The organism is Micromonospora sp. NPDC051925 (genome assembly GCF_044548625.1).
GTDB lineage: Bacteria > Actinomycetota > Actinomycetes > Mycobacteriales > Micromonosporaceae > Micromonospora.
Genome location: NZ_JBIUCH010000007.1, coordinates 40,299 through 52,415, shown reverse-complemented (window position 1 = coordinate 52,415; position 12,117 = coordinate 40,299). Strand labels below are relative to the sequence as shown.

Genomic DNA, 12,117 nt, shown 5'->3' with positions numbered 1-12,117 from the left:
ACGACTGATCAGTGGCCTCCTAGCGTCGGTCAGGTGGTAATCACGAAAACTCGGTCGCCCATCCGCTCGAACGTCGGCCTGAAGGCCGTCATGGCGGTGACGGGCATCCTGCTGGTGCTGTTCCTCGTCGCCCACATGCTCGGCAACCTGAAGATCTTCACCGGCGCCGAGGCGTTCAACCACTACGCGCACTGGCTGCGTGACCTGGGCACGCCGCTGCTGGCCCCCGGCTGGTACCTGTGGCTGCAACGCGGTGTGCTGCTGCTCGCCCTCGTCGGCCACATCTGGGCGGCCACCGTGCTGGCGGTCCGCGCCCGCGCCGCCCGTCCGGTCCGGTACGCCCACCGCAGAAAGGTCCAGGGCAGCTACGCCGCCCGCACCATGCGCTGGGGCGGGGTGATCATCTTTCTCTTCGTGGTCTACCACATCCTGGACCTGACCACCGGTCACCTGAACCCGGTCGGCGACCCGGCCCGGCCGCAGGCCAACGTGGTCGCCGACTTCGCACCGGAGCGCTGGTACGTGACGCTCTTCTACACCCTCGCGGTGGTCGCCCTCGGCTTCCACCTGCGGCACGGGCTGTTCAGCGCCGTGCGCAGCCTCGGCCAGCAGACCCCGGCGGGCGAGCGACGGGCGCGCGGCGTGGCGCTGGTCGGGGCGGTCACGCTGACCGTCGGCTACCTGGTGGTTCCGTTCGCCGTACTCACCGGATTGGTGTCCTGACATGGATCTCTTCACCGAGGGCGACCCGATCGCCGACACGAAGGCACCCGACGGCCCGGTCGAGAAGCGCTGGGAGACCCGCCGCTTCGAGGCCAAGCTGGTCAACCCGGCCAACCGCCGGAAGATGACCGTGATCGTGGTGGGCACCGGCCTGGCCGGCGGCTCCGCCGCCGCCACGCTCGCCGAGCAGGGCTACCAGGTCAGGAGCTACTGCTACCAGGACAGCCCGCGCCGGGCGCACTCGATCGCCGCCCAGGGTGGCATCAACGCCGCCAAGAACTACCGCAACGACGGCGACTCGGTGCACCGGCTCTTCTACGACACGGTCAAGGGCGGCGACTTCCGGTCCCGCGAGTCGAACGTGCACCGGCTGGCCGAGGTGTCGGTCAACATCATCGACCAGTGCGTCGCCCAGGGCGTCCCGTTCGCCCGCGAGTACGGCGGCCTGCTGGACACCCGCTCCTTCGGCGGCGCGCAGGTCCAGCGCACCTTCTACGCCCGGGGCCAGACCGGCCAGCAACTGCTGCTCGGCGCGTACCAGGCGTTGGAGCGGCAGATCGGCCTGGGCAACGTGGAGATGAACACCCGGCACGAGATGCTGGAGCTGGTGATCGTCGACGGCAGGGCCCGGGGCATCGTGGTCCGGGACCTGGTCACCGGCGAGATCAGCACCGAGATGGCCGACGCGGTGGTGCTCGCCTCCGGCGGCTACGGCAACGTCTTCTACCTCTCCACCAACGCCAAGGGCTGCAACGTCACCGCCACCTGGCGGGCGCACCGCAAGGGCGCGTACTTCGCCAACCCCTGCTACACGCAGATCCACCCGACCTGCATCCCGGTCTCCGGCGACCACCAGTCGAAGCTGACCCTGATGAGCGAGTCGCTGCGCAACGACGGCCGGGTCTGGGTGCCGAAGACCAAGGACGACGACCGCGCGCCGCGGGACATTCCCGAGGACGAGCGGGACTACTACCTGGAGCGGATCTACCCCTCCTTCGGCAACCTGGTCCCCCGGGACATCGCCTCCCGGGCGGCCAAGAACGTCTGCGACGAGGGCCGGGGCGTCGGGCCGACCAAGCTCGGCGTCTACCTCGACTTCGCCGACGCGATCGACCGGCTCGGCCGCAAGGCCATCGAGGCCAAGTACGGCAACCTGTTCGAGATGTACGAGCGGATCACCGGTGAGGACCCGTACCAGGTGCCGATGCGGATCTACCCGGCCGTGCACTACACGATGGGTGGCCTCTGGGTCGACTACGACCTCCAGTCGACGATCCCCGGCCTGTTCGTGATCGGCGAGGCGAACTTCTCCGACCACGGCGCGAACCGGCTCGGCGCGTCCGCGCTGATGCAGGGCCTGGCCGACGGCTACTTCGTGCTGCCCAGCACCATCGCCCACTATCTGGCGTCCGGGCCGCTGGAGAAGGTCGACGCCAGCCACCCGGCAGCGGTCGAGGCCCGCCGCGACGTCACCGACCGGATCAACCGGCTGTTGGCGGTCGACGGCGACCGGACGGTGGACTCGTTCCACCGGGAGCTGGGCCAGATCATGTGGGAGCACTGCGGCATGGAGCGCTCCGAGGCCGGGCTACGCAAGGCGATCGACGAGATCCGGGCGCTGCGCGAGCAGTTCTGGCAGCGGGTCAAGGTGCCGGGCGACGGCGAGGGGCTCAACCAGTCGCTGGAGAAGGCCGGCCGGGTGGCCGACTTCTTCGAGCTGGCCGAGCTGATGTGCGTCGACGCCCTGCACCGCGAGGAGTCCTGCGGCGGCCACTTCCGGGCCGAGCACCAGACCCCGGACGGCGAGGCGCAGCGCGACGACGACCGGTTCGCCTACGTGGCGGCCTGGGAGTACACCGGCACCGGTGAGCCGGCCGTGCTGCACAAGGAAGACCTGAAGTTCGAGTACGTCCACCCCACGCAGCGGAGCTACAAGTGAACCTGACCCTGCGCATCTGGCGTCAGTCCGGCCCCCAGGACAAGGGTCGGATGGTGACCTACCCGGTCGACGACGTCTCCCCCGACATGTCGTTCCTGGAGATGCTCGACGTGCTCAACGAGCGGCTGATCCTCGCCGGGGAGGAGCCGGTCGCGTTCGACCACGACTGCCGCGAGGGCATCTGCGGCATGTGCGGTCTGATGATCAACGGGGACGCGCACGGGCCGCAGCGCGGCACCACCGCCTGCCAGCTGCACATGCGGCAGTTCTCCGACGGCGAGACGATCGACATCGAGCCGTGGCGGGCCCGCGCCTTCCCGGTGATCAAGGACCTGGTGGTCAACCGGAACGCCTTCGACCAGATCATCGCGGCCGGTGGCTACATCACCGCGCCGACCGGCAGCGCCCCCGAGGCGCACGCCGCCCCGGTGGCCAAGGCCAACGCCGACGCCGCCTTCGAGTCGGCCGCCTGCATCGGCTGCGGCGCCTGCGTGGCGGCCTGCCCGAACGGCTCGGGGATGCTCTTCACCGCCGCCAAGGTCACCCAGCTCTCGCTGCTGCCGCAGGGGCAGCCGGAGCGCTACACCCGGGTGATCGGCATGGTCGACGCGCACGACGAGGCCGGTTTCGGCGGCTGCACCAACGCCGGTGAGTGCACCGCGGTCTGCCCCAAGGGCATCCCGCTGAACACCATCGGCCGGCTCAACCGGGACTACCTCGCCGCGACCGCCAAGCGCGGCGACACCCCGGGTTCCTGAGACCGCCGTCCCACCCCGACCGTCCGACCGACCGCCGCACCCCCGCCCGGGTCGCGGCGGTCGGCGTCTTTCCGGGTACGCCGACACCCGGCGGCCCCTCCCCGGTGCACCGACGGCGGGTTGCCGCGATCGGGCACGCCGATGGGGATCGACCTGCCGAATCAATCTACGGCTCGGTCCCCGGCGGCAGGCCGAGTGCCTGCGAGCCTGCGGGCGATGAGCAGGCCCACGCGGATCGATCCACTCACCTAGAGTGGTGGGTCGGAGACATTCGGTCCCACCACTCGACGGAGAGACATGACCACCAGGGTGAACCGCAGGACCGCGTTGGGACTCGGAACGGTCGCCACGGCCGGGGCGGCGCTCGTCGGCGGCACACCGGCCGCCGCCGCTGACCGGCCGGGCCGGTCCGCGCCCGCCGCCGCGCGCCCGGAACTCGTCGCCCCGAAGATCGCTGCGGCGTTCCACCGGGAGAAGACGCTCACCGGTGGGAACTGGCAGGCGCACATCAGCCTGGAGAACGGTGCCAGTCCGCTGGTCGCGGTCTCCGAGTCGGCCGACCGGCGGGTCGAGGCGTACAGCGTCAACAAGATCGCGGTGGCCGTGGCGGTGCTCGACAGGATCGACCGTGGGTTGCTCACCCTCGACCAGCGGGTCGACGTCCCCGCCTCGATCGTGGTCCCCGGCGGCGACGGCATCTTCGTCCTGGACACCGCGTACCCCAGTTCGGTGACCCTCGGCCACGTGCTGGCCAACCTGCTCACCGTCTCCGACGACACCGCCTCGCGGCTCTGCGGCCTGGTCTGCCCGGCCGCCGAGATCAACAGGACCCTGGTCGCCAAGGGCTTCCCCAACACCCAGGTGCAGCCGTTGGCCGACCCGAACCGCTTCTACCTCGGCACCAGCACCGCCCGGGAGACCCACGCGCTGCTGCGCGCCCTGGTCGCCGGCACGCTGCTCTCGCCGTCGTCGACCGCCCTCGTGCTCAGGCTGCTGCGCGCCCCGGTCGCGTTCACCGACGGCATCCGGCGCACCATGTCCTCGGCGGAGCGGGCCCGGGTCGCCACCAAGGCGGGCTGGTTCGTCGACGCCCGGCACGAGGCCGGTGTGATCTTCGACGCCGCCGGGGCGGCCGTGCTGACCTACGTGCTCTTCGCCGACGGCCAGGCCGACCCGGACAACTTCGGCGCCACCCACCCGGTGGTGCAGGCCCGCGCCCGGCTCGGTCGGTTCTTCCTGGACGCCACCGCGCAGCTGGGCGGTGCCGCCGACGCCCCCCGCCACCGGGTGGCCCGGCAGCGCCCCAGCAACGGCGGCTGACCACCCCCCCCCTGCCGTCCGCCCGGCCGGTCCGCCGCCCGACGGGCCGAGGGCCGGCATGGGCGGGCCGGCCCGTCGGTGACTACCGTGTACTGCGGGACACCGGCGAGGGGGACGAAGCATGCGGGAACCAGCGGAGCGAACGGTCGAGCGAACGGTCGAGCGGACGCTCGGCGGGCGGCTGTGGCGGATGGCGGGACTGGCCGCGGTCGCCGGCCTGGCGTGGACGGCGCGGGACGTGCCGGCGGCGCTGGGTGGCCGGCTGACCGGGGCACGCGCGGAACGGGCGGCCCGCTCCGCGCAGTTCCGCGACGGCACCTTCCACAACCGGGTCGCGATCCGCACCATGCCGGGCGGCGACTCCGGCCGCAACCTGCTCCGGGAGCTGCTCTTCGGCAAGCAGCGCCGCCGTCCGACCGCTCCGGTCCCGCTGCTGCGGCCGACCGCCGCCCCGGCCACCGGCGTCGCGGATGAGCTGAACATCGTCTGGTACGGCCACGCCTCGGCGCTGATCGAGATCGAGGGGCAGCGGGTCCTGATCGACCCGGTGTGGAGCGACCGCTGCTCCCCGTCCGCCGCCGTCGGGCCGAAGCGGCTGCACGAGCCGCCGGTACGTCTCGACGAGCTGCCCACCGTCGACGCGATCCTGATCTCCCACGACCACTACGACCACCTCGACATGGCCACCGTCCGGGAGCTGGTCCGACGGCAGTCCGCGCCGTTCCTGGTGCCGCTGGGTGTCGGCGCGCACCTCGACCGGTGGGGTGTGCCGGCCGACCGGATCATCGAGCTGGACTGGTCGGAGCGGCACCGGGTCGGCGGCCTGGAGATCATCGCCACCGCCGCCCAGCACTTCTCCGGCCGGGGGCTGCGCCGCGACGGCACGCTCTGGAGCTCCTGGGTGGTCGCCGGGGCGCACCGGAAGGTCTTCTACACCGGCGACTCGGGCTACTTCGACGGGTACGCCGAGATCGGCGCCGAGCACGGGCCGTTCGACGCGACGTTGATGCAGATCGGCGCGTACGACCGGGCTTGGCCGGGCATCCACATGTTCCCGGAGGAGGCGGTCGCGGCCCACCTCGACCTGCGCGGCGACCTCCTCGTCCCGGTGCACTGGGCGACGTTCAACCTGGCCCTGCACGACTGGTCCGAGCCGGTGGACCGGCTCTGGGCCGAGGCCAAGGCCCGCGACGTCCGGCTGGCGGTGCCCCGCCCCGGCGAGCGGGTGGTGGTGGCCGACGCACCACCGGTCGACGGCTGGTGGCAGACGATCGCCTGACCCGCTGCCGGCCGGCCGCGTCCCGTTCGGGCGGCCGGCCGGCCCGCAACCAGCCGCAACCACCCGACCGAACGACCGGCCGCGAAGATCAGCACCCGGTGGCTGTTCATCCCCGGCACCTTCCCCACGCCGTCAGAGGACGAAGGCGTCGGTCCAGAGCGCGCCGGAACGGCCGGAGAGCGCGTCCAGCATCGCCACCGCCTGCCCGTCGGTGAGTTGGGCGACGAAGTCGACGATCGCCCGGCCACGGGCCCGGCCGATCCGGTCCGGGGTGCGCGGATGCAGCTCCGCCTCGGCCAGCTCGACCAGGTCGTGCAACCGGCGTGGCAGCCGGGACTCCTCCTCGGGGTCGAGCAGCCATTCCCACAGCGCCTCGACCAGCGTGCCGAGCAGCCGGGCCTGGCCCCGCTGGTGCAGCGCCAGGTCGGGTCGGGCCAGCACGAACCGGTGGTGGACGAACTTGAGCACCTGCACCTCGTGCCACTGCGCCTTCGCCAGCAGCACGTGGCCGGAGCGCACGTCCGGATCGGCGGTCACCGTGATCGCGTCGACCAGCCGGGTGGTCCACCGGGCCGAGAACCGGGCCACGTACTGCTCGGCCTCGATCGAGCCGTCGAACGGCAGGGCCAGCAGCCCGTCCACCAACTCCTCGCGGACGTGTTCGACGGCGGCGGCGAACGCCTCGTCGTCGGCGATCCAGCCGTCCTTGCGGTGTAGCTGGCGGCGGAGGACCTCGATCGCCGAGCCGGGCCGGCGGGCCGCGCTGGTCAGCGCCGCACCGGTGATCGCCCGCAGGTGCCCGCCCTCGCGCTGCCAGGCCATCAGCTCGGCGGCGACGGCGCCCTGCTGGAGCACCCCGACCCGGTAGAAGTCCTCCACGTCGTGGATGGCGTACGCGATGTCGTCGGCGGTGTCCATCACCGACGCCTCGACGGTCTGCTGCCAGTCGGCGATCCGCCCGGCGAACGGCTCCCGGGCCTGCCGCAGATCGGCCAGCTCGGTGCGGTACGCGCCGAACTTCAGCGAGCCGCTGTCCGGGTCGTCCGGTGGGGCGGCGGCACCCCGAGGTGCCGGGCGCAGGTGCCGGGGGTGTGGATCGGGGTGGTCCAGCCGGGTCCACGGGTACTTCAGCAGGGCCGCCCGCACCGCGGCGGTCAGGTCGAGACCGGTGGTGGCCGCGCCGCGGATCTCGGTGCTGGTGACGATCCGGTACGACTGCGCGTTGCCCTCGAAGCCGTCGGTCAGTCCCAGCCGCTGCCGGGCCAGCCGGTCCAGCACCCGCTCCCCCAGGTGCCCGAAGGGCGGGTGGCCGAGGTCGTGGGCGAGCGCGGCGGCCTCCACCACGTCCGGGTCGCAGCCGCCCAACTTCTCCAGCACGTCCCGGTGCGTGGGATCGGCGGCCAGCCGCTCGGCGATCGCCCGCGCCACCTGGGCGACCTTGAGGCTGTGGGTCAGCCGGTTGTGTACCAGCAACCCGGAACCACCCGGGCTGATCACCTGGGTCACGCCGTTGAGCCGGGAGAAGAAGGGTGAGGCGACGATCCGGTCCCGGTCGGCCCGGAACGGGCTGGCAGCCAGGTCGCCGAGCGCCCGGGCGCTGCCGCCGAAGAGCCGCCGGGCCCGGGGATCAGCTGGTTGTTCCATGATCGCCACGCTAGCGCAGCGGGCCCCCCGACAGCGGCGGCTCGGCCGGCCGACCAGCTCGGCCAGCCAGCCAGCTCGGCCAGCCCGTCAGGTCGCCGGCCCCCCGAGGTCGCCGGTGGGCTGGACCGGGGTCGGCACGGGCGGGGGTGACGAGCGGTGTCGGCCCCGGGCGGCAGAATACAACCGGAACCCACAGCGAAGGCGGATGAAGATCGTGACCCAGTCTGTCCATCAGCGGATCGCCGACGAGCTCGGCGTGGCCGAGCGCCAGGTGCGGGCGGCCGTGGAGCTGCTCGACGGCGGCTCGACCGTGCCGTTCATCGCCCGCTACCGCAAGGAGGCCACCGGCCTGCTCGACGACGCCCAGCTGCGCACCCTGGAGGAGCGGCTGCGTTACCTGCGTGAGCTGGACGAGCGGCGGGCCGCGGTGCTGGAGTCGATCCGCAGCCAGGGCAAGTTGGACGAGGCGTTGGAAGCGCAGATCATGGCGGCCGACTCCAAGTCCCGGTTGGAGGACATCTACCTGCCCTACAAGCCGAAGCGGCGGACCAGGGCGCAGATCGCCCGCGAGGCCGGCTTGGAGCCACTGGCCGAGACGCTGCTCGGCGACCCGACCCGGGAGCCGAAGGAGACCGCCGCCGGGTTCGTCGACGCCGAGCGCGGGGTGGCCGACGCCGCCGCCGCGCTGGAGGGGGCGCGGGCCATCCTCATCGAGCGGTTCGCCGAGGACGCCGACCTGATCGGCACGCTGCGCGAGCAGATGTGGTCGCGGGGCCGGCTGGTCTCCCGGGTACGTGACGGGCAGCAGGCCGCCGGAGCCAAGTTCGCCGACTACTTCGACTTCGCCGAGCCGTACCCGAAGTTGCCCTCGCACCGGATCCTGGCGATGTTCCGGGGCGAGAAGGAGGGTGTGCTCGACCTGACCATGGCCCCGGAGACCGAGGACGTCCCGGATACCGGCCCGACCCGGTACGAGGCGGCCGTCGCCGGCCGGTTCGGCGTCAGCGACCACGGGCGGCCCGCCGACCGGTGGCTGGCCGACACGGTGCGCTGGGCCTGGCGTACCCGGATCCTCATCCACCTCGGCGCGGACCTGCGGATGCGGTTGTGGCAGGCGGCCGAGGAGGAGGCCGTCCGGGTCTTCGCGATGAACCTGCGCGACCTGCTGCTCGCCGCGCCCGCCGGCACCCGGCCCACCATGGGTCTCGACCCGGGCCTGCGGACCGGTGTGAAGGTGGCGGTGGTGGACGCCACCGGCAAGGTGGTCGCCACCGACACGATCTACCCGCACGAGCCGCGCCGGCAGTGGGACGCCTCGATCGACATTCTGGCGAAGCTGGCCGAGGCGCACGGGGTGGAGCTGGTGGCGATCGGCAACGGCACCGCCAGCCGGGAGACCGACAAGCTCGCCGGTGAGCTGATCAAGCGGCACCCGCAGCTCGGCCTGACCAAGGTGATGGTCTCCGAGGCCGGCGCGTCGGTCTACTCGGCGTCCGCGTACGCCTCGCAGGAGCTGCCCGGCCTGGATGTGTCGCTGCGCGGCGCGGTCTCCATCGCCCGCCGCCTCCAGGATCCGCTGGCCGAGCTGGTCAAGATCGATCCACGTTCGATCGGGGTCGGCCAGTACCAGCACGACCTGTCCGAGGTGAAGCTGTCCCGCTCGCTGGACGCGGTGGTGGAAGACTGCGTCAACGGGGTCGGGGTGGACGTGAACACCGCTTCCGCGCCGCTGCTCACCCGGGTCTCCGGCATCGGTGCCGGGCTGGCCGAGAACATCGTGCTGCACCGGGATGCCAACGGGCCGTTCCGCACCCGGGCGGAGCTGAAGAAGGTGGCCCGGCTCGGGCCGAAGGCGTTCGAGCAGTGCGCCGGCTTCCTGCGTATCCCCGGCGGCGCCGACCCGCTCGACTCGTCAAGCGTGCACCCGGAGGCGTACCCGGTGGTGCGCCGGATCCTCGCCAGCACCGGGCAGGATCTGCGCTCGCTGATCGGGAAGTCGGCGATCCTGCGCGGGCTGCGGGCCACCGACTACGTCGACGACACCTTCGGCCTGCCCACCGTCACCGACATCATCGCCGAGCTGGAAAAGCCGGGCCGCGACCCGCGACCGGAGTTCCGGACCGCCACCTTCGTCGAGGGGGTGGAGAAGATCGGCGACCTGACCCCGGGCATGGTGCTGGAGGGCGTGGTCACCAACGTGGCGGCGTTCGGCGCGTTCGTCGACGTCGGGGTGCACCAGGACGGGCTGGTGCACGTCTCGGCGTTGTCGCACACCTTCGTCAAGGATCCGCGCGACGTGGTGAAGTCCGGCGACGTGGTACGGGTCAAGGTGCTCGACGTGGACGTGCCGCGCAAGCGGATCTCGCTGACCCTGCGGCTGGACGACGAGGCGGAGCCAGGTGCCGGGCGCGGCGGTGGCCGTGCCGACACCGACCGGCAGAACCGGGGCGACCAGGGACGAGCCAGCCGGAGCGACCGCGGCCGGGGCGGCCAGGGACGAGGCGGGCAGGGACGTCAGGGTCGCGCCGGCGCGGACAGGCCCGCCGATAGCGCGATGGCCGACGCCCTGCGCCGGGCCGGCCTGCTCTGACGGAATCGCCCGATGCCTGGGGCCTCGGTCCGCCCGGCCCGAGCCTGGTACGGAACGGCACTTCTCAGTGCCGTTCCGTACCAGACGCCTGCTGCTCGTGGTGCCCCGGTCAGGAACCGGCGTGTAGCGAGCGACGCGGCGGGCCTGGGTGGGGTGCCTGATGACGGCCTTGACCGGCGTACCGTCGGGTGATGGTTATGGACGACGGCGCGGACTGGCGCGAGGCGCGACGGCACGCGGTGCACGCGCACGCCGCCGCCGACGAGCGACTCCGGCAGGCGGAACAGGCAGAGGCTGCGGGGCTGGTCCGCGCGTTCGTCGCCGAGGCACAACACCGGGGACTCGCCACCACCCGCCTGGCCGCCCTGTCGTACGACGGGCGGCACCGCTACCGGACCCGACTGCACGGTTGGTACGTCGACCGGGCACAGCGCCGGGCGATCGACCTGGCAGGACGTTTCCACCTGCTGACCGTGCCGGCCAGCCTGCGCTCGTTGCTGTTCGGCGCAACCCCCGAGCCGTCTCCGCCGCCGCTGGTGATCGGCCGTGGTGGCCGTGACGGCGAATCCCTGCCGCTGGAGGTGTTGCTCCGCCGCCGCCTCAGCGCGGGCGACGACTGGCCCTGAACCTGCGGCTCTCCACCATCTCGTGCAGGGCCTGCTCGACCCGGTCGGCACCGGCGGTAACGGAGAAGACCTGGTCGTAGTACGCCCGACCGGCCTGGCCGAGAAGATCCAGCTTCTCCCGGCCAAGGTCGCAGATCTCCCGAAGGGCATCGGCGATCGAGTCGGGGTCACCGGGCCGGGCCGTGATCCCCGCACCGCTGCTGATCGCCACGGCGGCGGCGTCCCCCTCTGCGGCGACCAGCAGCGCACGCCCGGCGGCCAGGGTCGCCTGCACCTTGCTCGGCATCGTGTACGCGGACATGCCACCGCGCCGCAGGCTCACGTAGTGCGCGTCCCCGGTGGCCATCAGCGCGGGCATCCGGTCCCGGGGCAGTTGCCCGAGAAAACGGACACTTGTCGCCCCCACCGCCTCGGCCCGACGGCGCAACCGCTCCTCGGTGGTGCCGGAGCCGGCGATCAGGCAGACCAACCGCGGATCACCGGTACGGGCGCAGGCATCGATCAGCGAGTCGAGCCCCTGCGCCTCACCGAGCGCACCGGCGTACACCAGCACCACCTGGTCCGCGCGGAGACCCAACTCCGCACGCAGGTCCGCAGCGCGGATACGCAGCGTCTCGTCCGCCCACATCGGAATGTGCACGAGCTTCTCCCTCGGCACGCCCCGGCCGGCGAGCAGATCAGCGGCACCGGGTGAGACGTGGGCGACCCGCGCGGCGCTTCGGTACATCGCGCCGCACCAGGCCGCCATCCCCCGCTCGATCGTCCGCGGCACCCGGCCGGTGCCGAGAAAGCCGCTCGCCACCACGCTGTCCGGCCACAGGTCCAGTACGTGCAGCAGCACCGGTACCCGCTGCGCATACCGGGCGAACCACATCGGCAGGGCGACGCTGATCGGCGAGTTCCCGACCCAGAGTGCGTCCAGGCCCCGCAGCGCCGGAGTGCCGGAGACCAGCGCGGAGACCGCGAAGGAGCCGTAGTTCGCCACCCGACCCAGCGCGGAGCGGTCATGGCTGGGATACAGCGCCACCCGGCGGATCCGAGCCGCACCGTCGGTCTCGTCGAAGCAACGGGCCATCCGGTAGCCGGGCACCAGCCGGCCGGTCGGATAGTTCGGGAAACCGGTGAGCACCTGGACCTCGTGCCCTCGGCCGGCGAGAGCCCTGGCGAGCATCCCCGGCAGCGCCGCAGGCCCCGGTTCCGGGTCGAACCACTGGGTGAGCAGGCCGATCCGCATCGCC

At 72.4% G+C, this 12,117-nt stretch carries 9 protein-coding genes; 7 read left to right on the top strand and 2 right to left on the bottom strand.

From position 1 onward, the window contains the following. The first annotated feature begins 39 nt into the window (after window positions 1–39). The 5 genes from ACIG87_RS11025 (at window position 40) to ACIG87_RS11005 (ending at window position 6,019) form a co-directional block, all read left to right on the top strand. Entirely contained in the window at window positions 40–723 is a 684-nt protein-coding gene (locus ACIG87_RS11025) for a succinate dehydrogenase cytochrome b subunit (protein ID WP_396850554.1), read from the top strand. Window position 724: 1 nt separating this feature from the next. Beyond that, entirely contained in the window at window positions 725–2,662 is a 1,938-nt protein-coding gene (locus ACIG87_RS11020) for a fumarate reductase/succinate dehydrogenase flavoprotein subunit (RefSeq protein ID WP_396850217.1), read from the top strand. Further along, window positions 2,659–3,420, top strand: a complete 762-nt coding sequence (locus ACIG87_RS11015; protein WP_396850215.1) for a succinate dehydrogenase/fumarate reductase iron-sulfur subunit — start codon at window positions 2,659–2,661, stop codon at window positions 3,418–3,420. The genes ACIG87_RS11020 and ACIG87_RS11015 overlap by 4 nt, the downstream gene beginning before the upstream one ends. Window positions 3,421–3,717: 297 nt before the next feature. Then, window positions 3,718–4,740, top strand: coding sequence for a serine hydrolase (locus ACIG87_RS11010; protein ID WP_396850213.1), 1,023 nt, complete (start codon window positions 3,718–3,720; stop codon window positions 4,738–4,740). Window positions 4,741–4,930: 190 nt separating this feature from the next. Further along, complete coding sequence (locus ACIG87_RS11005; protein ID WP_396850553.1) at window positions 4,931–6,019, top strand: MBL fold metallo-hydrolase; 1,089 nt, start codon at window positions 4,931–4,933, stop codon at window positions 6,017–6,019. Between the two features lie 132 nt (window positions 6,020–6,151). Here ACIG87_RS11005 and ACIG87_RS11000 read toward each other — a convergent pair whose 3' ends face one another. Then, a complete protein-coding gene (locus ACIG87_RS11000) occupies window positions 6,152–7,663 on the bottom strand; it encodes a deoxyguanosinetriphosphate triphosphohydrolase family protein (RefSeq protein ID WP_396850211.1) in 1,512 nt (503 codons plus the stop codon). 214 nt (window positions 7,664–7,877) lie between these two features. On the opposite strand from ACIG87_RS11000, the gene ACIG87_RS10995 reads away from it, so the two are divergent. Both ACIG87_RS10995 and ACIG87_RS10990 read left to right on the top strand, forming a co-directional pair. Then, a complete protein-coding gene (locus ACIG87_RS10995; protein WP_396850209.1) occupies window positions 7,878–10,253 on the top strand; it encodes a Tex family protein in 2,376 nt (791 codons plus the stop codon). A 191-nt stretch (window positions 10,254–10,444) separates the two neighbouring features. Then, window positions 10,445–10,879, top strand: coding sequence for a hypothetical protein (locus ACIG87_RS10990; RefSeq protein ID WP_396850207.1), 435 nt, complete (start codon window positions 10,445–10,447; stop codon window positions 10,877–10,879). Here ACIG87_RS10990 and ACIG87_RS10985 read toward each other — a convergent pair. Beyond that, window positions 10,854–12,113, bottom strand: coding sequence for a glycosyltransferase family 4 protein (locus tag ACIG87_RS10985; protein ID WP_396850205.1), 1,260 nt, complete (start codon window positions 12,111–12,113; stop codon window positions 10,854–10,856). The two genes, ACIG87_RS10990 and ACIG87_RS10985, sit on opposite strands and share 26 nt — an antisense overlap. Window positions 12,114–12,117: the final 4 nt, after the last annotated feature.

Excerpts from the sequence above, each read along its gene's own strand:
- ACIG87_RS11005 (WP_396850553.1), top strand. The coding sequence starts at position 4,931 with ATGGCGGGACTGGCCGCGGTCGCCGGCCTGGCGTGGACGGCGCGGGAC.
- ACIG87_RS10990 (WP_396850207.1), top strand. The coding sequence starts at position 10,445 with ATGGTTATGGACGACGGCGCGGACTGGCGCGAGGCGCGACGGCACGCG.
- ACIG87_RS10985 (WP_396850205.1), bottom strand. The coding sequence starts at position 12,113 with ATGCGGATCGGCCTGCTCACCCAGTGGTTCGACCCGGAACCGGGGCCT.
- ACIG87_RS11020 (WP_396850217.1), top strand. The coding sequence starts at position 725 with ATGGATCTCTTCACCGAGGGCGACCCGATCGCCGACACGAAGGCACCC.
- ACIG87_RS11000 (WP_396850211.1), bottom strand. The coding sequence starts at position 7,663 with ATGGAACAACCAGCTGATCCCCGGGCCCGGCGGCTCTTCGGCGGCAGC.
- ACIG87_RS11010 (WP_396850213.1), top strand. The coding sequence starts at position 3,718 with ATGACCACCAGGGTGAACCGCAGGACCGCGTTGGGACTCGGAACGGTC.